The 22980-nt window shown below is 69.7% G+C and carries 23 protein-coding genes and 1 tRNA gene; 16 read left to right on the top strand and 8 right to left on the bottom strand.

Annotated elements, in window-relative coordinates; genetic code table 11:
* The 4 genes from MFF54_RS22610 to MFF54_RS22595 form a co-directional block, all read left to right on the top strand.
* The coding region (locus tag MFF54_RS22610) for a hypothetical protein (protein WP_238306511.1) at positions 1–362 on the top strand (362 nt) is incomplete at its 5' end.
* A gap of 385 nt (positions 363–747) precedes the next feature.
* Positions 748–2022, top strand: a complete 1275-nt coding sequence (locus MFF54_RS22605) for a hypothetical protein (protein ID WP_238306510.1) — start codon at positions 748–750, stop codon at positions 2020–2022.
* The gene (locus tag MFF54_RS22600; RefSeq protein WP_238306509.1) at positions 2015–2443 is read left to right on the top strand and encodes a helix-turn-helix domain-containing protein; all 429 of its coding nucleotides are present in this window, start codon (positions 2015–2017) and stop codon (positions 2441–2443) included. The genes MFF54_RS22605 and MFF54_RS22600 overlap by 8 nt, the downstream gene beginning before the upstream one ends.
* Positions 2440–3627, top strand: coding sequence for a tyrosine-type recombinase/integrase (locus MFF54_RS22595; RefSeq protein WP_238306508.1), 1188 nt, complete (start codon positions 2440–2442; stop codon positions 3625–3627). Before MFF54_RS22600 ends, MFF54_RS22595 begins: the two co-directional genes overlap by 4 nt.
* A gap of 87 nt (positions 3628–3714) precedes the next feature.
* Here MFF54_RS22595 and MFF54_RS22590 read toward each other — a convergent pair.
* Positions 3715–3791: transfer RNA gene (locus MFF54_RS22590), tRNA-Arg, on the bottom strand.
* A 395-nt stretch (positions 3792–4186) separates the two neighbouring features.
* Between MFF54_RS22590 and MFF54_RS22585 the strand changes: the two genes are divergently transcribed.
* A complete protein-coding gene (locus MFF54_RS22585; RefSeq protein ID WP_238306507.1) occupies positions 4187–4660 on the top strand; it encodes a MarR family winged helix-turn-helix transcriptional regulator in 474 nt (157 codons plus the stop codon).
* Between the two features lie 35 nt (positions 4661–4695).
* Here MFF54_RS22585 and MFF54_RS22580 read toward each other — a convergent pair whose 3' ends face one another.
* The 3 genes from MFF54_RS22580 to MFF54_RS22570 all read right to left on the bottom strand — a co-directional run bounded on the left by MFF54_RS22580 (position 4696) and on the right by MFF54_RS22570 (position 8353).
* A complete protein-coding gene (locus MFF54_RS22580) occupies positions 4696–6021 on the bottom strand; it encodes an alpha-amylase family protein (protein ID WP_238306506.1) in 1326 nt (441 codons plus the stop codon).
* Between the two features lie 167 nt (positions 6022–6188).
* Positions 6189–7604 (bottom strand): FAD-linked oxidase C-terminal domain-containing protein, encoded by a 1416-nt coding sequence (locus tag MFF54_RS22575; RefSeq protein ID WP_238306505.1) that lies wholly within the window; start codon positions 7602–7604, stop codon positions 6189–6191.
* 86 nt (positions 7605–7690) lie between these two features.
* Complete coding sequence (locus MFF54_RS22570) at positions 7691–8353, bottom strand: GntR family transcriptional regulator (protein WP_238306504.1); 663 nt, start codon at positions 8351–8353, stop codon at positions 7691–7693.
* 141 nt (positions 8354–8494) lie between these two features.
* On the opposite strand from MFF54_RS22570, the gene mdcA reads away from it, so the two are divergent.
* The 8 genes from mdcA (at position 8495) to MFF54_RS22530 (ending at position 15490) form a co-directional block, all read left to right on the top strand.
* A complete protein-coding gene (mdcA, locus tag MFF54_RS22565) occupies positions 8495–10141 on the top strand; it encodes a malonate decarboxylase subunit alpha (protein ID WP_238306503.1) in 1647 nt (548 codons plus the stop codon).
* 7 nt (positions 10142–10148) lie between these two features.
* A complete protein-coding gene (gene mdcC / locus MFF54_RS22560; protein ID WP_238306502.1) occupies positions 10149–10457 on the top strand; it encodes a malonate decarboxylase acyl carrier protein in 309 nt (102 codons plus the stop codon).
* A 2-nt stretch (positions 10458–10459) separates the two neighbouring features.
* Positions 10460–11389, top strand: a complete 930-nt coding sequence (locus MFF54_RS22555) for a biotin-independent malonate decarboxylase subunit beta (protein WP_238306501.1) — start codon at positions 10460–10462, stop codon at positions 11387–11389.
* Positions 11376–12092, top strand: coding sequence for a biotin-independent malonate decarboxylase subunit gamma (gene mdcE, locus MFF54_RS22550; protein ID WP_238306500.1), 717 nt, complete (start codon positions 11376–11378; stop codon positions 12090–12092). Before MFF54_RS22555 ends, mdcE begins: the two co-directional genes overlap by 14 nt.
* A complete protein-coding gene (mdcG, locus tag MFF54_RS22545) occupies positions 12085–12735 on the top strand; it encodes a malonate decarboxylase holo-[acyl-carrier-protein] synthase (RefSeq protein WP_238306499.1) in 651 nt (216 codons plus the stop codon). The genes mdcE and mdcG overlap by 8 nt, the downstream gene beginning before the upstream one ends.
* 113 nt (positions 12736–12848) lie before the next feature.
* A complete protein-coding gene (gene mdcB, locus MFF54_RS22540) occupies positions 12849–13694 on the top strand; it encodes a triphosphoribosyl-dephospho-CoA synthase MdcB (RefSeq protein ID WP_238306513.1) in 846 nt (281 codons plus the stop codon).
* Complete coding sequence (locus MFF54_RS22535; RefSeq protein ID WP_238306498.1) at positions 13691–14626, top strand: acyltransferase domain-containing protein; 936 nt, start codon at positions 13691–13693, stop codon at positions 14624–14626. Before mdcB ends, MFF54_RS22535 begins: the two co-directional genes overlap by 4 nt.
* Before the next feature lie 36 nt (positions 14627–14662).
* The gene (locus MFF54_RS22530; protein WP_238306497.1) at positions 14663–15490 is read left to right on the top strand and encodes an alpha/beta hydrolase; all 828 of its coding nucleotides are present in this window, start codon (positions 14663–14665) and stop codon (positions 15488–15490) included.
* A gap of 87 nt (positions 15491–15577) precedes the next feature.
* Here MFF54_RS22530 and MFF54_RS22525 read toward each other — a convergent pair whose 3' ends face one another.
* Positions 15578–15943, bottom strand: coding sequence for a YybH family protein (locus tag MFF54_RS22525; protein WP_238306496.1), 366 nt, complete (start codon positions 15941–15943; stop codon positions 15578–15580).
* A 12-nt stretch (positions 15944–15955) separates the two neighbouring features.
* Positions 15956–16429, bottom strand: coding sequence for an OsmC family protein (locus MFF54_RS22520; protein ID WP_238306495.1), 474 nt, complete (start codon positions 16427–16429; stop codon positions 15956–15958).
* Between the two features lie 407 nt (positions 16430–16836).
* On the opposite strand from MFF54_RS22520, the gene MFF54_RS22515 reads away from it, so the two are divergent.
* The 3 genes from MFF54_RS22515 (at position 16837) to MFF54_RS22505 (ending at position 19945) form a co-directional block, all read left to right on the top strand.
* On the top strand, positions 16837–17265 hold the full coding sequence (locus tag MFF54_RS22515) for a PAS domain-containing protein (RefSeq protein ID WP_238306494.1): 429 nt from the start codon (positions 16837–16839) through the stop codon (positions 17263–17265).
* A gap of 132 nt (positions 17266–17397) precedes the next feature.
* A complete protein-coding gene (gene frc / locus MFF54_RS22510; protein ID WP_238306493.1) occupies positions 17398–18648 on the top strand; it encodes a formyl-CoA transferase in 1251 nt (416 codons plus the stop codon).
* A 100-nt stretch (positions 18649–18748) separates the two neighbouring features.
* Positions 18749–19945: an HPP family protein gene (locus MFF54_RS22505; RefSeq protein ID WP_238306492.1), complete on the top strand. Its 1197-nt coding sequence runs from the start codon at positions 18749–18751 to the stop codon at positions 19943–19945.
* 12 nt (positions 19946–19957) lie between these two features.
* Here MFF54_RS22505 and MFF54_RS22500 read toward each other — a convergent pair whose 3' ends face one another.
* Both MFF54_RS22500 and oxc read right to left on the bottom strand, forming a co-directional pair.
* A complete protein-coding gene (locus MFF54_RS22500) occupies positions 19958–20674 on the bottom strand; it encodes an alpha/beta hydrolase (protein WP_238306491.1) in 717 nt (238 codons plus the stop codon).
* A gap of 78 nt (positions 20675–20752) precedes the next feature.
* On the bottom strand, positions 20753–22546 hold the full coding sequence (gene oxc, locus MFF54_RS22495; RefSeq protein ID WP_238306490.1) for an oxalyl-CoA decarboxylase: 1794 nt from the start codon (positions 22544–22546) through the stop codon (positions 20753–20755).
* Positions 22547–22980: the final 434 nt, after the last annotated feature.

Below are 22980 nucleotides of genomic sequence, written 5' to 3'. Positions count from 1 at the left end.
GCGCGGCGCTGGCGCTGATGCCTTGGTCGTTCGCCCGCCTTCGGAAGACCGCAGGCCCCGTCATCGTCACGATCAACTTGGCACGTTTCCGCGCGGGGGAGGCGTCCCTATTCGTCTGGGAGGCGTTCGTGTCCGGCCTCGGCAAGGGAACCTCGCATCACGACGATGCGCTCCTGGCGGTGCAGGCCTTCGTCGCCCGCTGGCCCAGCCTGACTAGCGACATCCTGCCCGAACCTGCGCTGAACCATGCGGTGTCGGCAGCCCTGGCGTCCGGGCTGCGGGTCGAGGTGGCGGAGATCGCGATGCCTGCCGTAGTGGTCGGGGTTACCCCGATGACCGTCGCCGATCCAGCGAGAACCTGAGGGACGGCGGCCTTCTCCGTTCGGAGGCCGCGGGCGGACCTATCTCTGTGCCGGATCGTACGTCCGGCGCGGGCTGAACGGCGCATTTAGCCCCCGCTGCAGATTGAGATGGTCACCGCAATCGCGCCGGCCAAGTTTCTGTGAGATCGCGGGTGCAGAAGTCTACAATTGTAGACGGTCGGTATTACGTGGCATCATCTGGCTGATGTAGCAGGTTCTAAAAATTTTGATTTGCCTCATTCTGAAAAAACTGCTTCAAAGTCTTGAAGGTTTGCTTGGCGGCAAGCCTCCCGACACGCCAATGTCGGCGCCCGGCTGAAGATGTGACGCTCCCTTCGTCACCTCTCGGCCGGGCCTTTTCGAAGGGGCTTCATCAATGAAAAACATGCTGTACGCCGCCGCGGCGCCGTCAAACGCGAACGTCATTTCGCTCGCAGAGGTGCGTGCGCATAAACCGGACGTTCTCATAGACGTGCGCCGGGACTTGTCCCTTGTAAAATTCCAAGGGGGGACATCTGCCAATCCCGAAAATGCGAGCCGAAGCAACGGTTTGGAGTCGGCAACGTCCCCGATAGTACCTCGTTCTGCGAAGCGCGCCCGTGTCCCTCATGCTCCAAGAAGGAATGGCGCGACCAGCGCTCCGAGTGACGCTCAAGTCGGCCGTGCGGAATTAGTCGCATACATCGAAGGGAAGACGGATCGGACGCTCAAAAAGCTCTTTCCGAAGACTGCTAAGGAGCACCGGACCATTCGGGATAAAACCCGTCGGAAAAATGCCAAGTTTAGCCTCGATCGAAGTCTGCACGAATTCTCGGCTTTTTTACTCGAGCTTGGCTCATGCCCAGACGATAGCTTCTCCGTCGATAGAATTGATGTGTTGAATTTGAGGTATGAGCCGGGAAATATCAGATGGGCTTCTCCGCGAGCGCAGGCAAACAACAGAGCAAACAACGTCCGCATCACTTGGAGAGGCGAGTCCCGCACCCTTGCCGACTGGGCGCGCAGGACAGAGATCGCGTACGAGACACTTAAAAAGCGTTGGCAGCGTCGGACCGAAGGCGATCAGCTTTTCCGTGGAAGCAAGGTCCTGAAGTACCGCGTCGATGAAGTTATCGCTCCTCCGGTACTTACCACAGCCTGCGTTGTGGAAGCTGCATCCAAAGTAACGAACCCACCGCCTATCGCAGGTCCGTCCTGCGTGGGGGTCTCAGTACCTGAACAACCCAAGATCGGAAGTGATGGGTGGCCTGAGGGCATCCAAGGGATGAGATGGGATGCTGGCTATCAGCGATTTGTCTCAGAACTCAAACGGCGAAACGGTCGAGCCAACTTCACTAAGGCTGAATTCTTTGCGTGGATCGTCGGCTGCCAAGTAAATGCTGCCCGGCGCGGCATACTCGCCCGCTATCCCTATATATTTTTCCGTGACCAGCTTTCTGCCGAGGATCTGATGCAGCTTGATAGCGTGGCCCGACATGACTCATGTGTAAAGGCCTTCTTCCAGCTTACGCCTTACCTCAAGTGCGCGCTGCTCCAGTACGTCAAAGAGCGCCCCGCTGACTTCAATATGGCACTGCTCCGAGGCTTGCAGATCAGTAAACCGTGTATCGACCCACACGATGCCGTTAGCATCTTTCCAAAGGAGGGGTCGAATGACTGATCCCTCCCGTGCTCTATCGGTGATGACACTCCTTCACCGGTTAGCCGACGCCACAGTGACGGCGTACAACCGTGACCGTAGACAGAACCCGGAGCGCTTCGTCGGCTGCACGGACGGATTAGGCCCTGATTTTCTCTTTGTGGAAAACGTCGCGCGTCTTCTCGGCTGTAACGTAGATCACGTTCGCCGTGTACCTCGCAGCGAACTTCCCGCATCGAAAATTGGCCAGCGTCTTGTCTACGCCCGGGCCGACGTCGAGGCGTACATCCGCTCTAAACGCGACACCGGCACAGCACGACATGTCGCCACCCGTGGTCCGCAAAAATTGCAACTGGTTGCAGCGGATCAAGCCACACGAGCCACCCCCTTTGATCCTGTCGCTCGTGCCAAGCGATTGTTGAAGGAAGGTCAACCTGGATGACGAAGGCCAAGAACGAGTCTCTAAAGATCGGTCCCTTCCGCATTGCCCCCCACGTCCGTGCCGGTGCGTTGACTGGCGCTTGGCTGATTGACCTTCCCCCTCATGTGTCACCAAGTGGAAAGCGGGAGCGCAGGTTTGTCGAAACGAAGTCGGCCGCGACTGCTGAGGCGAAGCGGTTGCTTCGAGATCTCCAATTGGACGAGGCTCTTTCGGGGATGGGGAGAAAGGCGGCTGGCATCACATTGGCAGAACTGTCTGAACGATGGCTCCAAGAGCAAGCTGACCGCGTTGCAACCGGGAAGAAGCGTGCTCGGTCGTTGGAAAGCGACGCCCAGCGGATGAGGAACCTTCTCGTCCACCTCGGTCTGAGGGACGTGGAGCACATCACTGCCGCCGAGATCGTCAGGTATCAGAAGGCAGCACTCGAGAAGCGCTCTCCAGCGACCGTCAACGCCGAAGTGCGCTTGGCGAAGACCCTTCTCCTATTCGCCGCGGACAAAAACCTAATTGGCCGTGCACCGAAAGTTGAGCCCATTCCCGAACCGCGAAAGCGGCTCAACCTCCCCACAATCGATGAGATGAACGCAATCCTAGCCCATCTGCCCACCCGCACAGGGCTTCTTGTCCGCTTCCTTGCCGAGACTGGCTGCCGGAAGTCAGAGGCGTTCAATCTGGAATGGAGCGATCTTTGCCCCGAACAGGGGCTGGCGATGATTCGATCAAAGGATGGATGGACGCCGAAGACAGCGCATTCCGATCGGGACGTATTTCTCGCACCAGCACTCGTGCAAGCCCTTCAGGAAGCGCACAGAGACGCAAGAAGTGCCGCGTTGGCTCACGGCAAGCAGATCTCTCGATGGGTCTTCCCAGGGCGAGGAGGGGTCCGCATCACCGACTTCGAAAAAGCCCTCGCCGCGGCTGTGAAACAAGCAGGCGTTTTCCGCGACGGCAAACCGATGCACATCACTCCGCACATGCTGCGCAAGGCCAATGCGACATGGCTGAAACAGAGAGGGGTGGATGATGGCCTTCTTCAGCCTCACCTTGGCCATGCGCCTGGCAGCCGGGTCACCGCACGAAGCTACGTTCACCTTCCAGCGGATGCACTCCGAGCAACAGTGATCGACCTGGATAAGGAGCGACGGCGGAGCGAGAACGGAGCGAGGAGCCGAGCCGTGAAATAGCGCTTTTCCGCTGCTCCCAAGTTGGCAGCATCTGGCAACCAAGCTCGAAAAGCTGCCTGCGGATATCCGCTAAGTGTTTGTGAAGAATGGCGCGCCCGAAAGGATTCGAACCTCTGACCCCCAGATTCGTAGTCTGGTGCTCTATCCAGCTGAGCTACGGGCGCCTGTCGGACTGGGCTGGCTTCAGTGCCGCCCCGGCCGTGAGCGGGTGTCTAAGGGGTCGTATCAGGCTTGGCAAGCCCCTTTCTCGCAGAGGCCGGGTTTCGGTTTCGATGCAGCGCCAAGGGCCATTATGGGTCGCCTCGATCGCTGTCTTGCGGGGTGCGCGCGCAGCCCACGGATGAGAATTGAGCCCATTCGCCCAGGCGGCATGTCCGGGATTCCGGCACGCAGTAGGGACCGGGACGACGGGACGCCGAGTGGCGCTTGAAACCGCGGACGATCTATCCTTCGATGCAGATAAGGAAATTTCAGCTCTGGCGCAGGCCGTGTCCTCGGGTATCGTAGGTGGAACAGCATCCGGCCAAGCGCACGGCCGGAACGGTTGCGAGCGAGTCTGATGGTGCTTGTCGACGACAGACGAGAGGAGGCGGATCCAGCACGCGATCCGCTGCTGCTCGACAACCAGCTCTGCTACGCGCTCTATGCGGCCGCCCACCGTATGACGAAGGCCTACCGCCCGCTCCTCGAGCGCATCGGCCTGACCTATCCACAATACCTCGTCCTGCTCGTCCTGTGGGAGCAGGACCGCGTCACCGTCTCGGAGATCGGACGGCGCCTGCGGCTTGATTCCGGCACGCTGACCCCGGTGCTGAAGCGCCTCGAAGGGGCCGGCCTCCTGCTGCGCAACCGGCGCCAATCGGACGAGCGCGAGGTCGAGATCGCGCTCACGCCGGAGGGCCGCGGTCTCCGGGACGAGGCCGCGCAGGTGCGCGAGAGTGTGATGTGCCAGCTCGCGCTGAGCGAGCCGGAGGTGCGGGCGCTGCGCACCGACCTCAACCACCTGATCGAGTGCCTCGGCGGGAACGACTGAGACGCCGCGGGCCGCCCGCTCGCCCCCGGGTCGGCTCAGGCGAAGGAAAGCACGGCCCAAGCATGGGGCGGCACGAGGACGCGGGCACCGGCCGCGCCGGGATCGATCACCTGCCCGTCACCCGCCTCGACAGCCCGCCCCCGCGGGGCCGGCAGGGCGGCCGGCGCGTCGTCGAGGTTGAGCGCCAGCAGGAGCCCTTGGCCGTCGGCCTGCGGACAGGCCACCATCTGCCGGTTGGCCAGATGGTCGATCCGGATGCGCGCCCGGTGCAGCCAGGGATGGGCACGCCTCAGCCCCGCCAGTTCCCGGTGCAGGCGATAGAGTGGCCAGCCCTCGGCCGGGAGCTCGGCGGGCGTCGCCGGAAATTCCGGCCGGATCGCGTCGTCGCCGCCCGCCCGCTCCTCCTTGATCCCGACGAATCCCTGCTCGTCGCCCGCGTAGATCGCGGGCACGCCGCCGCAGGTGAACAGCACGGCGAGCGCCGCGCCCAGATGGCGCGGGTTCGCCAAGCGGCTGGCGATCCGTGTCACGTCGTGGTTGCCCACGAAGGTGAGGGGCACGAAGCGGTCGAGGAAGCCGTTATGGCGCTCCAGCGCGTGGGCCAGCTCGTAGAGGTTGCGGTCGTTCAGGGCGCTCCAGATCGCCTTCCAGAGCTCGTACTGGGTCACGGCATCGAGGCCGCTCTCCGCCACGAACCCTGCGTAGTCGCCGTGGATCACCTCGCCGACCAGATAGGCCTCCGGGTGGGTGGCGCGCACCCGCGGCAGGATCCGGGCCCAGAAGGCGGGCGGCACCGCGTAGGCGGCGTCGAGCCGCCAGCCGTCGGCGCCCCGCGCCAGCCAGTGCGTCATCACCCCCTCGACATAGGTCGCGACCTCCGGCTCGTCGTGGTTCAGGGCGACGAGCTGCCGGTGCCCTTCGAAACAGGCGTAATCCGGCTCCGCGCCGGGCCCGCGCGGCCAGGACAGGCGGAACCAGTGGGCCCGGGGTGCTTCCGGGCCCAGGCGCAGCACCTCGGCGAAGGCCGGGAAGTCGCGCCCAACGTGGTTGAACACGCCGTCGAGCAGCAGGCGCAGGCCGCGAGCGCGGGCCGCCGCCACCAGCGCGTCGAAATCGGCGTCGTCACCGAGCCGCGGATCGATGCGGAGATGATCGATCGTGTCGTAGCCGTGGGTCGAGGCGGCGAAGATCGGGCCGAGAGCGAGGCCGGTCGCCCCCATCTCGGCGGCATAGTCGAGCCAGGCCTCGAGGCGCCGCAGCCGGGGCACCGGCTCGGCCTGCTCCGGCGCCGCGCGGGGGGCGCCGACGAAGCCGAGCGGGTAGACGTGCCACCACAGGGTAGTCTCGATCCAGGCCGCCACCTCACCTCCGCGCGTCGCGATCCCTGGGCGCAGAAAGATGCGCGGAGCGGGTTGGTTGCCGTGATTGGCTTCGAAAGGCCGTTACGGTCGCGGCTTCATACGATCGGGATCCCCCTTCCGATCCCGACGGCTCCCCCGATCCCAGCGCCTTCGGTGGTCCGGGCCTTTCAGGCGCCCAGCATCTTGCCGGGGTTCATGATGCCGAGTGGATCGAGGGCGCGCTTCAGGGCGCGCATCGCGGCGAGAGCCTCCGCGCCGTGCTCGGCCTCGAGGAAGCGCATCTTCTTCTGGCCGACGCCGTGCTCGCCGGTGCATGTGCCGTCCAGGCCGAGGGCGCGGGCGACGAGCCGGTCGATGAAGCCGGTGGCCCGGGCGACCTCGTCGCCATCCTCCGGGTCGACCAGAAGCTGGGCGTGGAAATTGCCGTCGCCGACATGGCCGACGATCGGGGCGAGGAGACCGCTCTCGGCGATGTCGCGCTGGGTCTCGGCGACGCATTCGGCGAGATGCGAGATCGGCACGCAGACGTCGGTGGCGACCGCCCGCGCGCCGGGCCGCAGCGCGAGCGCCGCCCAGTAGGCGTCGTGGCGCGCCTGCCAGAGGCGGCTGCGGGCCTCGGCCTCGGTTGCCCAGCTGAACGCGCCGCCGCCCTCCGCCGCCGCGATTTCCCCGAAGCGCTCGGCCTGCTCGCGCACGCCGGCCTCGGTGCCGTGGAACTCGACCAGCAGCAGCGGCGTCTCGGGCAGGCTCAGCTTCGAGTAGGCGTTGCTGGCCCGCACCTGTACGGCGTCGAGCAGCTCGATGCGGGCGACCGGCAGGCCGGACTGGATCGTCAGGATGGTGGCGTCGCAGGCCGCCTTCACACTCGGGAAGGAACAGTGCCCGGCGGCCGTCGCCTCCGGGATGCCGCTGAGGCGCAGGGTCAGCTCGGTGATGATGCCGAGCGTGCCCTCGGCACCGACGAGGAGGCGGGTGAGGTCGTAGCCCGCCGCCGATTTCCGGGCGCGGCTGCCGGTGCGGACGATCTCGCCGCTCGGCAGGACGGCGGTGAGGCCGAGCACCGCATCCCGCATCGTGCCGTAGCGGACCGCGTTGGTGCCCGAGGCCCGCGTGGAGGCCATGCCGCCGAAGGAGGCGTCGGCGCCCGGATCGATCGGGAAGAACAGGCCCTGGTCGCGAAGGCTCAGGTTCAGCGCCTTGCGGGTCAGCCCAGCCTCGACCACGCAGTCGAGATCCTCGGCATGGACCGCGCGGATCCGGTCCATGCGCGACAGGTCGATGCTGACCCCGCCGTAGGGCGCGTTGACATGGCCCTCCAGCGAGGAGCCCGTACCGAACGGGATCACCGGCACGCGGTGCGCCGCGCAGAGCCGCACGATCGCCTGCACCTCCTCGGTCGTGTGCGGGAAGACCACGGCGTCCGGCGGCTGGCTCGGCGCCCAGGTGAGCGTGCTGGCGTGCTGCGCCCGCAGGGCTTCCGCCGTCGAGAGGCGCGCGCCGAAGCGCTCCCGCAGGCCGGCGACGACGGCGGCGAGGGCGTCCGGAGCGGGGCGACGCGAAGAGAGGGGGACGTGTGCGGTCATCGATGATCGGGGCCCGTGGGCGCGGCTGTCGGTCTGACGGGTGTAGAGCGGATAACCGGCGCGGGGAAACCGCACCGGCGCCGGCGTCAGTGCTCGGCGATCCAGCGGCCGAGGGCGTTCGCGGCGTTGAGCATGTGGGCGCGCATGCGGCGGGCCGCGGCCTCGCCGTCGCCCTCAGCCATCGCGGCCAGGATCTCCCCGTGCTCGGCGTGGGAGCGCGCCATGCGGGCGTCCTGGCGCAGTTGCGTCCGGCGGAAGGCGACGAGCCGGGTGCGCAGGGCCAGCGCCTGCTCGGCCATGAAACCGTTGTGGGTCGCCCCGTAGAGCGTTTCGTGGAAGACGAGGTTGTGGGCGTCGTAGGCGTCGAGGTCGCCGCGCGCGATCATCTCCGCGGCGTGCTCGTGCAGTTCCATCAGCCGGCCGCGCTCCAGAAGCGTCATCCGGTAGGTGGCCAGCCGGGCGCACATGGCCTCGAACTCGGCGGTGGTCTCGAACATCTCGGTGATGCGCTCCGAGGTCATGCGCGTCACCACCGCCCCTTTGCGCGGGCGCACCTCCACGAGGCCGTTGAAGGCGAGCTGGCGCAGGGCGTCGCGCACGGGGGTACGCGAGGCGCCGAAGCGGTCGGCCAGTTCCTGCTCGTCGAGGGCGGTGCCGGCGGCGAGGTCGCCGGAGACGATCGCGTCGGTGAGCGCGTTCCGGATGCGATCCGAGATCAGGCCGCGCTCCTCGACACCGGCGCTGTCCATGACTTCCTCCTGCCGCGCTTCGACATGCATGTTCTTGACATCGGAGCGCTTCGGAATACCGATAGCGTTTGTTCGAGGCCTTGTGAATGCACAAACGCCAGTTTACGCGCAGTGTGAATGCGAGAGGCAGGGCAGGCAGCGATGACCGACTGGCGCAGCGAGGCGAGACTCCGCGACGACCGCATCGCGGCAGGCCGTGCCCAGGCGGACGGCAAGGTGGTGCCGGCCACGCGGGCCGTCGACCTGCTGGAGGCGGTGCTGCGCCCCGGCGACCGGGTCTGCCTGGAGGGTGACAACCAGAAGCAGGCCGACTGCCTCGCTCGCGCGCTCGCGGCCTGCGACCCGGGCAAGGTCCACGACCTGCACATGGTTCAGTCGGGGATCGTGCTCCCCGAGCACCTCGACGTGTTCGAGACGGGCATCGCGCGGCGCCTCGACTACTCCTATTCCGGCCCGCAGGGCGGGCGCATCGCCCGGATGCTCTACGGCGGGCAGATCGAGCTCGGGGCGGTGCACACCTACCTGGAGCTGTTCGCCCGCTACTTCGTGGACCTGACGCCGAACGTGGCGCTGATCGCGGGCGTCTCGGCCGACCGGGAGGGCAACCTCTACACGGGCCCGAACACCGAGGACACGCCGACGGTGGTGGAGGCGACCGCCTTCAAGAACGGTGTCGTGATCGCGCAGGTCAACGCGATCGTGGACAAGGTGCCCCGCGTCGACATCCCGGGCGACCGGATCGACTTCGTGGTCGCGGCGGATAAGCCCTTCTACGTCGAGCCGCTCTTCACCCGCGACCCGGCCGCGATGACCGAGACGCAGGTGCTGATGGCCATGATGGCGATCAAGGGCATCTACGCGGAGTACGGCATCCGCCGGCTCAACCACGGCATCGGCTTCGGCACCGCGGCGATCGAGCTCCTGCTGCCGACCTACGGCGAGCGGCTAGGGCTGAAGGGCCGGATCGCCACGCACTGGGCGCTCAACCCGCACCCGACCCTGATCCCGGCGATCGAGTCGGGCTGGGTGCAACAGGTCCACTGCTTCGGTTCCGAAGTCGGCATGGACCGCTACATCCGCGAGCGGCCGGACATCTTCTTCACGGGCCGGGACGGCTCGCTCCGCTCGAACCGCGCCTTCTGCCAGACGGCCGGGCTCTACGCCTGCGACCTGTTCATCGGCTCGACGCTGCAGATCGACCTCTCGGGCCATTCCTCGACGGTGACGCAGAACCGGGTGGCGGGCTTCGGCGGCGCGCCCAACATGGGATCGGACCCGCACGGGCGGCGCCACCCTTCCGACACCTGGATGAAGGCGGGGCGGGAGGCGCAGATCACGGGCGACCCGATGCTGATGCGCGGGCGCAAGCTCGTGGTGCAGCTCGTCGAGACCTTCGGCGACAAGCTGGTGCCGACCTTCGTCGAGCGCCTGGACGCGATGGAGCTGGCGAAGAAGACCGGGCTCGAACTGGCGCCCGTGATGATCTACGCCGACGACGTCACGCACATCGTCACCGAGGAAGGCATCGCCAACCTCCTCCTCTGCCGGGACGCGGACGAGCGCGAGCAGGCGATCCGCGGGGTCGCGGGCTACACCGAGATCGGGCGCGGGCGCGATCGGGCCAAGGTCGAGGATCTGCGCGCCCGCGGCATCGTGCGCCGGCCGGAAGACCTCGGCATCGAGCCGCTCGATGCCGACCGGGCCCTGCTCGCCGCCAAGTCGATCAAGGACCTCGTGCACTGGTCGGGCGGTCTCTACGAGCCGCCGGCGAAGTTCCGGAATTGGTGAGGCCGCCATGGAATCCCTGACCTTCCGCCACACCACCGCAAAGCCGCTCGCCGGCACGGTGCCGAGCACGATCACGGGCGTGGTCGCCTCGGGCAATCTCGAGGTCCTGCTGGAGCGGGTGCTGCCACCCGACACCTGCGAGGTCGCGATCGAGACGCCGATCGCCGGGTACGGCCCGGTCTGGGAGGCGGTGGTGGCCGATTTCGTCGCCCGCGCGCAGCCCGGCGGCATCCGCATCAGCATCAACGACGGCGGGGCGCGGCCCGACACCGTGTCCCTGCGCCTGCTCCAGGGCGCCCGGCTGATGGAGGCCTGATCATGGCTGCACAGATGGCCGCGAGCACCGACCCGCAGGCGCTGAGCTGGTACGAGGCCACCGCCCGACAGCGCGTCGTCGCGCTCGCCGATCCGGGCACGTTCACCGAGTTCCTGCCCCCGACCGAGCGGCGGATGAGCCCGCACCTGCCGCTCTTCGACCTGCCGCGCGCCTTCGACGACGGCATCGTGGTGGGGCGGGCGAGGCTCGACGGGAGGCCCGTCCTCGTCGCCGCCCAGGAGGGCCGCTTCATGGGCGGCGCCTTCGGCGAGGTGCACGGCGCCAAGCTGATCGGGCTGCTGCGCGCCGCGCTCGACGTGCGGCCCGCCGCCGTGCTGATCCTGTTCGATACGGGCGGCGTCCGCCTGCAGGAGGCCAACGCGGGCGAGACCGCGATCGCCGAGGCGATGCGGGCGATCGCGGAGGTACGTTCGGCGGGCGTGCCGGTGATCGGCCTGATCGGTGGCCGGGCGGGCTGTTACGGCGGCGGCGGGCTCATCGCCGGCACCTGCTCGCGGCTCGCCGTCTCCGAGGGTGGGCGCATCTCGGTCTCGGGCCCGGAGGTGATCGAGACCAACCGGGGCGCCGAAGAATTCGATTCCCGCGACCGGGCGCTGGTCTGGCGCACCATGGGCGGCAAGCACCGCCGGCTCATCGGCGGCGCCGACGCCTTCGCGGCCGACACGGTGGCGGCCTTCCGGGCCGCCGCCCTCGACCTGATCGGCCGCGCGCCCGCCTTCGACCTCGCGACGCTGGAGGCCGAGCAGGCGCGGCTGGAAGCCCGGATCGCGCGCTTCGGGGATTGCCGGGACGCCACCGAGATCTGGGCGCGCCTCGGCGTCAACGATCCGGACGCGGTGCCGGCCATGACCACGGCGGCCTTCGACGAGACGGTCGCGCGGGTGGAGGAGGCGCACCATGACGCTCGCTGAGATCCTCGCCGCCCTCTTTCCGGGAGGCCACGATGTCCGGGTCGCGGACGGCCTCGTCACGGGACGCGCCCCCTTCGGCGGGACCGAGGCCACGGTGATCGGCATCGACGGGGACACGCCACTCGGCATCGAGGGTGCGCTCACGCTGTCGCGCAGCGTGCTCGACGCGGTTCGGGCGGGCACAAAGGGCCCGATCCTCGTGCTGGTCGATTCCGACAGCCAGCGCATGAGCCGGCGGGACGAGTTGCTCGGGCTCAACGAGTGCCTCGCCCACCTCGCCAAGGCGCTGCTGCTCGCCGACAGGTCCGGCCACCCGACGGTCGGGCTGCTCTACGGCCATTCGGCGGCGGGCGCCTTCATCGCCACGGCGCTGGCGACGCGGGTCCTGGCGGCGCTGCCCGGCGCCAACCCGAGCGTGATGGACCTGCCCTCGGTCGCGCGCGTCACCAAGCTGCCGCTGGAGACCCTGCAGGAGATGGCGAAGTCGACCCCGGTCTTCGCGCCGGGCCTCGACAACATGGTGGCGACGGGCGCGGTGCACGCGGTGCTCGATCCCGCCCGTCCGCTCGACGGGCAGATCCGCGACCTGATCGCCGACCTGACGACCGAGGATGTCCGCGACCGCCTCGGCGCCGCGCGCGGCGGGCGGCCGGTGGCGCAGGCCGTCGCCGCGCAGGTCGCGGCCGAGGCGCGGCGTGGCTGACGGCTTCCGGCGCCACGACCTCGTCCGGGTCGAGGCGAGCGCCTTCGCGCATCTGCTGCGGGGGCGGCCCGACCTCGACGGCGCCCCGGACGTGGCCGACTGGGCCGTCCGCGGCCGGCCGCTGATCGTCCGCCGCTACGGGCCGGGCGAGGACAGGTCGCTGGTGCCCCTCGGGTTGCCCCTGCCACCGGCGGCGGGCAAGCGCCGCATCGGCCTCGCCCTGCCCTTCCCTACGCTCGCGCCGCTGCCCGCGCCGACCCTGGCGCAGGCGCGCGGGAGCGCGCCGGAGGCGTGGCAGCCGACGATCGAGGCGCTCCTCGCGCTCGGCACGGCGAACGGCCTCGTGCCGCGCCCGTTCGGGGCGCTGCTCTGGCAGGCGCTGACAGGGCTCGCCTATCTCGCCCCGACCTCGGACCTCGACCTGCTCTGGCCGGTCACGGAGGTGCCGCCGGGCTTCCTCGCCAGTCTCGCACAGATCGCGGCGGCCGCGCCGATGCGGATCGACGGGGAAGTGATCCTGCCGGACGGGGCCGGGATCCACTGGCGGGAGCTGCACGAGGCGGGCGGCGCGGTGCTCGCGAAGCATCGCGACCGCCTGGAGATGCGCGACGCGGCGGGACTGCGCGCGCAGGTGGCGGCATGACGGGCGCGGCCTTCCCGCGGGACGCGGCGCTGTCCCGCACCGGCGCCCTCCCCTCACCCGCCGTCCCGCCAGGCCCCCTCCCCTCCTCCGAGGCGGGCTTGCCCGACTCGGAGATGTCGGGGCGGGAGGTCAGCGGCGCGTCCTGCGCGCGGCTCGCCGCGCTGGCCGTCGCGGCGCTCCGGCTCGAACTCGACACATATCCCAAGCCCGGCCTCGTCAGCCGGGTCGACAGCGGCAGCCACGCCGACATGGATGCGGAGACCTTCGCGGCGAGCGCGGACACCCTCGAACCCCACTTCGCCGCCCTTGCCCGCGCCGGGGCGGCAGGCCTCGCCATGCCGGCCCTGCGCCGGATCGGCCTTGAGGCCGAAGCCGCGATGCGGGCGGCGACGGGGGGCGTGAACACCCATCGCGGGGCTATCTTCGGCCTGGGGCTTCTCGTCTCCGCCGCGGGGGCGTTGGGGCCGGACGCGCGACCGTTGTCCGCGGGGGCGCTCGGCGCCCATGTCCGCGGCCGCCACGCGGCTGGAATCCTCGACGGACCGGAACTCCTGCACGCGCCGGGCGCCCGCGCGCGGCGACGCCACGGGGTCGGCGGCGCCCCGGCCGAGGCGGCCGCGGGCTTCCCGACCCTCTACCGGATCGGCCTGCCGGCGCTGCGGCGCGCGCGCGCCCTTCGTCCCGGCGACGGCAACGCCGCTCGGGTCGGCTGCTGCCTCGCACTGGTCGCCGCGCTGGAGGACACCAACCTGCTGCACCGGGGCGGCGCGGCGGGCTACCACTTCGCGCGCGAGGCCGCCGCCCGCTTCGATCGGGAGGGCGGCCTCGCGCGCGCCGATTGGTTCGCGCGGGCGGAGGCGCTGCACCACGCCTTCGTCGCCCGCCGCCTCAGTCCCGGCGGCGCGGCCGATCTCCTCGCCATGACGCTGTTCGTGGACGCGATCGAGGCGGCTGCGTGACGCTCGCGCTCCTGCTCTCCGGCCAGGGCGGCCAGAACCCGGAGATGTTCGCCCTCACCGCCGATGCCCCGGAGGCCCGCGCGGTCTTCGAGGGCGCGCGCCCGCTTCTCGGCGGGGTCGATCCGCGGGACCTCGTCCGGCAACCGGGCGCGGACCTGCACGGGAACCGGACCGGGCAGATCCTGTGCTGCGTCGCAGCGCTCGCCGGCTGGCGGTTGATCGCCCCGGTCCTGCCCGCCCGCACGATCGTGGCCGGCTACAGCATCGGCGACCTCGCCGCCTGGGCTCCCGCGGGCCGCCTCACCCCCGAGGCGGTGCTGCGGCTCGCCGCCGCCCGCGCCGACGCGATGGATGCGGCCTCGGGAGCGGGATTCGGGCTCGCCGGCATCCGGGGCATCGCCCTCGACAGGGTCGCGGCGATGGCCGGGCGCCACGGCTGCCATCTCGCCATCCGCAACGCCGCCGACAGCGCCGTGGTCGGCGGCCCGCGCGACGCCCTCGAAGCGCTGCGCGTCGAGGCGCTGGCCGCCGGTGCGCAGAGGGCGGTCCTGCTCGACGTGCGCACGCCCTCGCACACGCCGCTGCTTGCGGCAGCGAGCGCGCGGTTCGCCGAGCAACTCGCCTCGGAGGTGCCGCTTCGTCCCGCACCCGGCGCGCCGCGCCTCGTCGCCGGCCTCGACGGCGCCGCGGTGTTCGCGGCCCAGACCGGTCTCGACAAGCTTGCCCGCCAGATCTCCGAGACGATCGACTGGGCCGCCTGCCTCACCGCCGCCCGCGAGTTCGGCGCCGACGCCGTCCTGGAACTCGGCCCGGGCCACGCGCTCGCCACGATGGCCCGCGACGCCCTGCCGGAGGCGCGCGTGCACGCGCTCGCCGATTTCCGCTCGGCCGACGGGGTGCGGGACTGGATCGCCGCGTCGCAGCATGCTTGAAGCCCGCCGGACGCGAGCGCGGGGGCATGTCCGGCGATGAGCGCGGCGCGCGTGGGGGACCCGGCCTGTCCCCTTGAGATCATCCGCCGGATGCCGGTCCGAGACCGCGGCCGGCCCCGGCTGCTGTTCGTGCACGGCATCTCCGTCGGCGCCTGGATCTGGGACGAGCACGTGCTGCCCTGGTTCGCCGAGGCCGGGTTCGAGGCCTGTGCCCTCAGCCTGCGGGGGCATGGCGCGAGTTGGGGCCAAGACGGCATCGCCGAGTGGCGGCTCGCCGACTACACGGCCGACCTCGACCAGGTCGCCCGCAGCCTCGGCGGGCCGCTCGTGGTGGTCGGCCACTCCCTCGGCGGCGCGGTCGTCCAGAACTGGATCCGGACCGGCGGCCGGCCGCTCGGCATGGCGCTCCTGGCCTCCGTGCCGCCCTGGGGTCTCGCGCTCTCGGCCCTGCGCATGGGCCTGTCGACCCCCGCCCTGTTCCGCGCGGTGCTGGCGATGAGCCTGCACGGGGCGCGGGCCGCCGATCCGGCGATCCTGCGCGCCGGCCTGTTCTCGGACGACGTGGACAAGTCAAGTTTCCGCCGCTTCGTGGCCCGGGTCGGCGAGGAATCGCGGCTGGTCGGCCCCGAGTTGCAGGGCTGGCCGCCCTTCGCGCCCCTGGCCTGGCAGGCGCCCCGCAGTTTCGTGCTGGGCGGGGCGGACGACCGTTTCATCCCGGCCGACGAGGTCTGGCGCACAGGCGCCTATTACGGCTGCCGCCCCCACATCGTGCCGCGCCTCGCCCACGCGCTGATGCTCGAGCCGCGCTGGCAGGACGCCGTGCTCCCGTTGCGGGATTGGCTGCTCACCCTGCCGCGCGGCTGAGGCTGGCCGGCACGGGCGCGCGTGATCCCGGATCCCAAAGGTCGTGACCTTCGGCGGGTCCGGGGTGAGCCCTGAGGGGAGTCTCGGTCAGGCGGGCTTCGGCAGGCGTACCTTGAGCTGATCAATCACCCAGAGCCAGCGCCCCTCCGGCCCGCATCGGGCGACCTCGACCGAGAGGGCGCCGTTCGGCAGGGTGGCGAAGGTCAGCGCGAGGTCCCCCTTGCGGACCGGCGGCAGCACCGTGGCGGCCGGAAACTCGGAGCGGCGCGCCAGCAGGTCCGTGTAGAAGCGCCGGATCTCGGCGTGGCCGGTCGCCACGACGTCGCCGGCCGCGAGCACCGCATCGGGCTCGTAGAGCGCCACCAGCCCCTCGACGTCGCCCGCGTTGGCCCGCTGGTTGAACAAGGCCGCGAGCTCTTCCGGCGCCCCGGCGCCCGATCCTGCCTGCTGCATGGTGCGTCTCCCTCACTCCGTCGCGTCTTCACCGAAGCCCGTCGCGTGCAGGCGTGTTCCACCGCTGTCGCTGACCGAGACGGCGACCGGGATGCCGGCCTTCACGCTCTCCGAGACGGTGCAGAAGCGCTCGAATTGTTCGAGCACCCGGTCGATCCGGTCGAGCGCGCGCGCCTCGGCCCCGAGCGTGATCGCGACGTCGATGCCGACGATCCGCAGGCGGCCCTCTGCGTTGCGCGCGATCCGGCAGCGGGCCCGCGTCTCAAGTCCTTGGGCCTCCTGGCGGAACTTGCCCAGCGCGAAGACGAGGCTTGCCGAGAGGCAGTTCGCGACGCCCGCGACGAGCAATTGCTCCGGGCAGGGCCCGGCACCGCGACCGATCGGCTCCGCCTCGTCTACCGTCAGAGCCGGGAGCGCGCCCCCGAAATCGAGCTCGAACCGGTAGGCGGAGACCTGACGAAGGATGATGCCCGGTCCTTCTTCCATCGCAGCTTCCCGTCAGCCCATGTTGTGGGATACAGTCCACCAACGCGCCGACCACCGCAAGGTGGCGCGAGGCGGCCGCGTGCATGGTGCATTGCGACAAGCTCTCGCGAAGTAACCGGAGCCGTCAGCGGCTCGATTACAAAACCCTGCAAGTCTTACATCAGCTCCGTCGAAGCTGCCTTGACCACCCGGACCATTCTGGCATACCACATTCCAATCGGTTGGGGCGATACACCGGCCCTGCACCGATCCGAAAGCGGCCCGCATCTCAGAGAAGCGTGGCATGGACCGTCACACCAGCGACGATCCCGGCTAGCGCCTCCGTAGCGGCCCACACGCATAGATCCGGCCGGACGCGAGCAAGCGCCCGCCCCACACGACGGCAAGCACGCGACAGCGGAGGCAGGATGAGCCGCGACGTCGATTACGCACAGGTCGTGGCGGCTTCCGGTGACGCGGTCGTCGTTTCCGATCCGGAGGGCGTCATCACGGTCTGGAGCCCGGCCGCGGAGCGGATCTTCGGCTTCTCCGAGGCCGAGGCGCTCGGGCAGACCCTCGACCTGATCACCCCGGAGCGCCACCGCCGCCGGCACTGGACCGGCTACGCGGAGACCATGCGGACGGGCGTGACCCGCTACGGCAGCGAGGTGCTGCGCGTGCCGGCCCTGCACAAGGACGGCCGTCCGCTGTCCATCGCCTTCACGGTCGGCCTGATGAAGGCGGCCGACGGTGAGGTGATCGGCATCGTCGCGGTGATCCGCGACGACACCACCCGCTGGGAGGAGGAGCGCAAGCTCCGGCGCCGCCTAGCGGAACTCGAACCGGTCCCCGCCTGAGGGGCCGGTCTGACAGGGCACGACACGAACGCGGACGGAGCCGCCGGGTACGATTCGGAGCACCAAGACTTCGATTAATCCACGTTTTCGTAGTCAAGCACTCGATAAACAATCGCTAGGGAGACGCTTCAGATGAGCAAGCCGCTCGAGGGGATCAAGATCATCGACTTCACCCACGTCCAGGCGGGACCCGCCTGCACGCAGCTCCTGGCCTGGTTCGGGGCCGACGTGATCAAGGTGGAGCGGCCGGGCGCCGGCGACGTGACCCGCACGCAGCTGCGCCACGTGGACGATGCCGACGCGCTCTACTTCACGATGCTGAACTCCAACAAGCGCTCGCTGACGCTCGACACCAAGACGCCCCAGGGCAAGGAAGTCCTGGAGAAGCTGATCCGCGAATCCGACGTGATGGTCGAGAATTTCGGCCCCGGCGCACTGGACCGCATGGGCTTCTCCTGGGCGCGCATCCAGGAGCTGAACTCCGGCATGATCCTCGCCTCGGTGAAGGGCTTCTCGGACGGCCACCACTACGAGGACCTGAAGGTCTACGAGAACGTGGCCCAGTGCGCGGGCGGCGCCGCCTCGACCACCGGCTTCTGGGATGGCCCGCCCACCGTGTCGGCCGCGGCGCTCGGTGACTCCAACACCGGCATGCACCTCGCCATCGGCATCCTCACGGCGCTGCATCAGAAGAACAAGACCGGCCAGGGCCAGAAGGTCGCCGTCTCGATGCAGGACTCGGTGATCAATCTCTGCCGCGTGAAGCTGCGCGACCAGCAGCGCCTCGACGCGCTCGGCTACCTCGAGGAGTACCCGCAGTATCCGCATGGCGAGTTCTCGGACGTGGTGCCCCGCGGCGGCAACGCGGGCGGCGGCGGTCAGCCGGGCTGGGTGCTGAAGTGCAAGGGCTGGCAGTCGGACCCGAACGCCTACATCTACTTCACGATCCAGGGCCATGCCTGGGCCCCGATCTGCAAGGCGCTCGGCAAGCCCGAGTGGATCGACGATCCGGCCTACAACACGCCGCGCGCGCGCCAGGACAAGATCTTCGAGATCTTCGCCTTTATCGAGGATTGGCTGGCCGACAAGACCAAGTTCGAGGCGGTCGACATCCTGCGCAAGTTCGACATCCCCTGCGCGCCGGTGCTCTCGATGAAGGAGATCGCCGCCGATCCGTCGCTGCGTGCCAGCGGCACGATCGTGGAGGTCCCGCACCCGAAGCTCGGCAAGTACCTGACGGTCGGCAGCCCGATCAAGTTCTCGGGGATGGAGGTCGAGGTGAAGGCCTCGCCGCTGCTCGGCGAGCACACCAGCGAGGTGCTGCAGGACCTCGGCTACACGCTCGAGCAGATCAAGTCGCTGCAGGAAGCGCGCGCCGTCTGAGCCCGCATCCGCAAAACGGCCCACAAGGCGCGTGAGACCAAGGCGGCGCGTCCCTACGGGACGCGCCGCTTTTTTCTGCCCCTGCACTCTGGATGCCCGCATGCCGCCCAGCCTGCGCCACCTCATCCCGGACCTCGCGCCGATGCCGGCCCGCGAGCGCCTGCGCGCGGCGGTCGGCGCGCTTGTGGGCATCCTCGCGACGGGATTGATCGGCCGGGCAGCGCTCGGGCCGAGCTCCGCCCTGCCGGCTCTGATCGCGCCGATGGGCGCCTCGGCGGTGCTGCTATTCGCCGTGCCGGCGAGCCCCCTGGCGCAGCCCTGGTCGATCCTGGGCGGCAACCTGATCGCCAGCCTGGTCGGGGTGACCGTGGGTCGGCTGGTGCCGGATCCGGCGCTCGCCGCCGCGCTGGCGATCGGGGTGGCGATCGCGCTGATGGCCGCGCTTCGCTGCCTGCACCCGCCGAGCGGGGCCGTGGCGCTGACCGCGGTGCTCGGTGGATCGGCGATCCACGACCTCGGCTACGGTTTCGTGGTCTGGCCGGTCGGGGCCAATTCCGTGCTTCTGCTCGCCGCGGCGCTGCTGTTCAACAACCTGACCGGCCGCACCTACCCGCACCGGCCGGCTCAAGTCCCGCGCGACCACGGCACCGCCGACCCGGCGCCGTCGACCCGCACCGGCTTCTCCTCGGCCGACCTCGATGCGGTGCTGGCCGAGTACGGACAGGTGCTCGACATCGGCCGCGGCGATCTGGAGGCGATCCTGCGCCGGGCGGAACTCCGCTCCTACCGGCGCCGCTCGGGCGGCACGACCTGCGCCGACGTCATGTCCCGGGACGTGGTCGCCGTGGCGCCGGGCGCTTCGCTGCACGAGGCGCTCGACCTGCTGCGCCGCCACCGCATCAAGGTGCTGCCGGTGACGGACGAGCGCGCCCAGGTGCTCGGCATCGTCACGCAGACCGACCTGCTCGACAAGGCGGTGTGGGACCGGGGCGGGCCGCGGATCGGCCTGGCGCGTCGCCTCGCCCTCACGCTCAGCCGCGGGCGGGCGCCCTATGGCTGCGTCGAGGACATCATGACCACCGCCGTCGAGACGGTGCGACCCGAGACGACGGTCGCCGAGGTGGTGCTGCGCATGGCGGATGCGGGGCTGCACCACCTGCCGGTGGTGGATCGCTGGGGCAATCTCGCGGGCATCGTCTCGCAGTCGGACCTGGTGGCGGCGCTGCTGGCCGAGGCCGCCGAGGAGCCGGAGCCGGAACAGGCCCGGCTGCCGGCGCTGGCGGCGACCCCGGCCTGAGCGCCAGCGCCGTCATACGGCGGCGGTCTCAGCAGGGGCGTCCAGGAAGAAGGATACGGCCCGGGCCACCACCGCCGGGTCGTAGGCGTGGGGCCCGTCATACTCGACATAGGTGAGATTGTAGCCGGCCTCCCGCAGGAGCCGGGCATGCCGGCGCGCGCTGCGATCGATCGGGATCTGCTCGTCGCGGGTGCCGTGCGAGAGGAAGATCCGGGGCGCGCCTGCCTGGGCCTGCACGGAGAAGAAGCCGGCCGAGGACACGATGAGGTGGCGCGCCAGATCGCCGTTGGTCAGCCCGAGCGAGAGCGCGTAGCTGCCCCCGTCCGAGTGGCCCGCGAAGGCGATCCGGGCGGGATCGAGGAGGAAGCGGGCGCCCACCGCGTGGAGCGTGTCGTCCAGGCGCTCGCGGTCCGGCCCGTTGCCACCGATCACGAGATCCCAGGTCGGGAACAGAGATTGCGGCGCGAGCAGCAGGAAGCCGCGCGTGCGCGCGTGCCCCTCCAGCATCGGCAGGATCTTCTCGGCGCTGCCCCCGCCGCCGTGGAACAGCACGCAGAGCGGCGCGGCCCTGTGCGGGTCCAGGCCGTCGGGCACGCAGAGCACCGCGTCGCGGGTCTCGAACAGGCCGAGCGCGTGGCGGCCGGGGGGCAGCGGTGGTTCGGTTGGCAACCGGGGGCGGAAGCTCAGGCGGCCGGCGAGGCCGGGATCGAGCAGCGGACCGTCGAGCATGAAGCCGTCTCCACAAACGGGCGCGCCGCGGCTGGGGACCAGCCGCGGCGCGCGAGGATCAGGGTTCGGATCGGCCCGTCAGGCCTTCTTCTTGAGCTGGCTCTGCGGGTTGAGGCTGCCGATGTTGCCGCTCTCGCTGCCGGCCTGGGGATCGATCACCGCGTTGATGAGCGTCGGGCGGCCCGAGTCCATCGCCTCATCGACGGCCCGCTTCAGCTCGTCCGGAGTGGTGACGTTCACGCCCACGCCCCCGAAAGCCTCCATCATCCGGTCGTAGCGCGAGTCCTTCACGAAGACCGTGGTGCCGGGATCGCGTCCGGTCGGGTCCGTGTCGGTGCCGCGGTAGATGCCGTTGTTGTTGAAGACCACGATGCAGACCGGGAGGTCGTACCGGCAGATCGTCTCGACCTCCATGCCGGAGAAGCCGAAGGCCGAGTCGCCCTCGACGGCCAGCACCGGCTTGCCGGTCTCGACGGCCGCGGCGATCGCGAAGCCCATGCCGATGCCCATCACGCCCCAGGTGCCCACGTCCAGACGCTTGCGCGGCTGGTACATGTCGATGACGCCGCGGGCGAGGTCGAGGGTGTTGGCGCCCTCGTTGACGAGGATCGCGTCTGGCCGCTCCTTGATGACGGTCTTCAGGGCGCCGAGCGCGCCGTGGAAGTCCATCGGCGCCGCGTTGCGACGGAGCTTCTGCTCCATCTTGGCGACGTTGGCCTCCTTCTTGGCCTTGAGCGTGTCGAGCCACGCGGCTGGGGGCTGCTGCCAATCCTTGCCCATCCCGTCGAGGAGCGCCTGCACGCAGGAGCCGATATCGCCGACGACCGGGGCGACGATCTCGACGTTGGAGTCCATCTCCTTCGGCTCGATGTCGATCTGGATGAACTTCTTCGAGCCCGGCGCGCCCCAGGTCTTGCCCTTGCCGTGCGACAGGAGCCAGTTCAGGCGGGCGCCGACCAGGAGGACGACGTCGGAATCCTTGAGCGCCGTCGAGCGGGCGGCACCGGCCGAGAGCGGGTGGGTATCGGGCAACAGGCCCTTGGCCATGCTCATCGGCACGTAGGGGATGCCGCTCTGCTCGACGAGAGCCCGCACCGCCTCGTCGGCCTGGGCGTAGGCCGCGCCCTTGCCGAGCACGATCAGGGGGCGCTCGGCGGTCTTGAGCACGTCGAGCGCGCGCCGGACGGCGTCCTCGCCCGGGCGCTGGGCCGGGGCCGGATCGATCACCTTGACCAGCGACTTCTCGCCGGCCGCGGCGTCCATCACCTGCGAGAACAGCTTGGCGGGCAGGTCGAGATAGACGCCGCCTGGGCGGCCCGAACAGGCCGCGCGGATGGCGCGCGCCACACCGATGCCGATGTCGCAGGCGTGCAGCACGCGGAAGGCCGCCTTGCAGAGGGGCTTGGCGACGGCGAGCTGATCCATCTCCTCGTAGTCGCCCTGCTGCAGGTCGACGATCTCGCGCTCGGAGGAGCCGGAGATCAGGATCATCGGGAAGCAGTTCGTGGTCGCGTTGGCGAGCGCGGTCAGGCCGTTGAGGAAGCCCGGAGCCGAGACGGTGAGGCAGACGCCCGGCTTCTTGGTGAGATAGCCAGCGATCGCCGCGGCGTTGCCCGCGTTCTGCTCGTGGCGGAAGGAGACCACCCGCATGCCGCGGCCCTGCGCGAGGCGGCCGAGATCGGTGATCGGGATGCCGGGCACGCCGTAGATCGTCTCGATGCCGTTGAGCTTCAGAGCATCGATGACGAGGTTGAAGCCGTCGGTGAGTTCCGGCTCGCTGGCGGCAGGGCTTTCGATGTGGTCACTCTGCTCCTCGACGCGGTCGAGCGCGATCCGGTCGTGGGCTGTCGGATCTTGGGCGTTGCGGTCCATGGTTTCCTCCTGCGTCTCGTCCGCGGCGCCGCCTTCGGGCGGTCTGATCGGGTGGGTCGGCACGGTCGGCATCCGGGCCGACCGGGGCTTCGTGAAGCATCGCCGAAGGTCTCGGGCCGCCTTGACCGGACCGAGATTGGCGGCGAACATCCGTCCCGCCGGCTTCCACGCCGCTCAGGCCGGGATCTCGCAGCGCGAGACCATCTTCGATCGTTTTGGTCTACTGTATACCAGGCGAGACTGTGCCGATTCGCCTGAGGTGTCAATTGGCATGCCAGAGGCGGAGTGACAGAGCGCCGGTTTCGTCTAGCTGGGCGGCGGGCGGGCCGAACGTGGCCCAACAGTGCGTCCTGAAGGTGGCGCTGCCGTTTCGCGCATCCCTGCTCTCCTCGAGCGAGGGGACCGGCGCCTCAAGAGGCGTCCACGCTCTTCCG

Origin of the sequence: Methylobacterium gregans, from assembly GCF_022179245.1 — a bacterium.
Lineage (GTDB): Bacteria > Pseudomonadota > Alphaproteobacteria > Rhizobiales > Beijerinckiaceae > Methylobacterium > Methylobacterium gregans.
Note: the sequence above shows the minus strand (reverse complement) of the source record. Positions and strands in the feature narration are given on the sequence as shown.

Excerpts from the sequence above, each read along its gene's own strand:
- MFF54_RS22605 (WP_238306510.1), top strand. The coding sequence starts at position 748 with ATGCTGTACGCCGCCGCGGCGCCGTCAAACGCGAACGTCATTTCGCTC.
- MFF54_RS22600 (WP_238306509.1), top strand. The coding sequence starts at position 2,015 with ATGACTGATCCCTCCCGTGCTCTATCGGTGATGACACTCCTTCACCGG.
- MFF54_RS22595 (WP_238306508.1), top strand. The coding sequence starts at position 2,440 with ATGACGAAGGCCAAGAACGAGTCTCTAAAGATCGGTCCCTTCCGCATT.
- MFF54_RS22585 (WP_238306507.1), top strand. The coding sequence starts at position 4,187 with ATGGTGCTTGTCGACGACAGACGAGAGGAGGCGGATCCAGCACGCGAT.
- MFF54_RS22575 (WP_238306505.1), bottom strand. The coding sequence starts at position 7,604 with ATGACCGCACACGTCCCCCTCTCTTCGCGTCGCCCCGCTCCGGACGCC.
- MFF54_RS22570 (WP_238306504.1), bottom strand. The coding sequence starts at position 8,353 with ATGGACAGCGCCGGTGTCGAGGAGCGCGGCCTGATCTCGGATCGCATC.
- mdcA (WP_238306503.1), top strand. The coding sequence starts at position 8,495 with ATGACCGACTGGCGCAGCGAGGCGAGACTCCGCGACGACCGCATCGCG.
- mdcC (WP_238306502.1), top strand. The coding sequence starts at position 10,149 with ATGGAATCCCTGACCTTCCGCCACACCACCGCAAAGCCGCTCGCCGGC.
- MFF54_RS22555 (WP_238306501.1), top strand. The coding sequence starts at position 10,460 with ATGGCTGCACAGATGGCCGCGAGCACCGACCCGCAGGCGCTGAGCTGG.
- mdcE (WP_238306500.1), top strand. The coding sequence starts at position 11,376 with ATGACGCTCGCTGAGATCCTCGCCGCCCTCTTTCCGGGAGGCCACGAT.
- mdcB (WP_238306513.1), top strand. The coding sequence starts at position 12,849 with ATGTCGGGGCGGGAGGTCAGCGGCGCGTCCTGCGCGCGGCTCGCCGCG.
- MFF54_RS22530 (WP_238306497.1), top strand. The coding sequence starts at position 14,663 with ATGAGCGCGGCGCGCGTGGGGGACCCGGCCTGTCCCCTTGAGATCATC.
- MFF54_RS22525 (WP_238306496.1), bottom strand. The coding sequence starts at position 15,943 with ATGCAGCAGGCAGGATCGGGCGCCGGGGCGCCGGAAGAGCTCGCGGCC.
- MFF54_RS22520 (WP_238306495.1), bottom strand. The coding sequence starts at position 16,429 with ATGGAAGAAGGACCGGGCATCATCCTTCGTCAGGTCTCCGCCTACCGG.
- MFF54_RS22515 (WP_238306494.1), top strand. The coding sequence starts at position 16,837 with ATGAGCCGCGACGTCGATTACGCACAGGTCGTGGCGGCTTCCGGTGAC.
- frc (WP_238306493.1), top strand. The coding sequence starts at position 17,398 with ATGAGCAAGCCGCTCGAGGGGATCAAGATCATCGACTTCACCCACGTC.
- MFF54_RS22505 (WP_238306492.1), top strand. The coding sequence starts at position 18,749 with ATGCCGCCCAGCCTGCGCCACCTCATCCCGGACCTCGCGCCGATGCCG.
- MFF54_RS22500 (WP_238306491.1), bottom strand. The coding sequence starts at position 20,674 with ATGCTCGACGGTCCGCTGCTCGATCCCGGCCTCGCCGGCCGCCTGAGC.
- oxc (WP_238306490.1), bottom strand. The coding sequence starts at position 22,546 with ATGGACCGCAACGCCCAAGATCCGACAGCCCACGACCGGATCGCGCTC.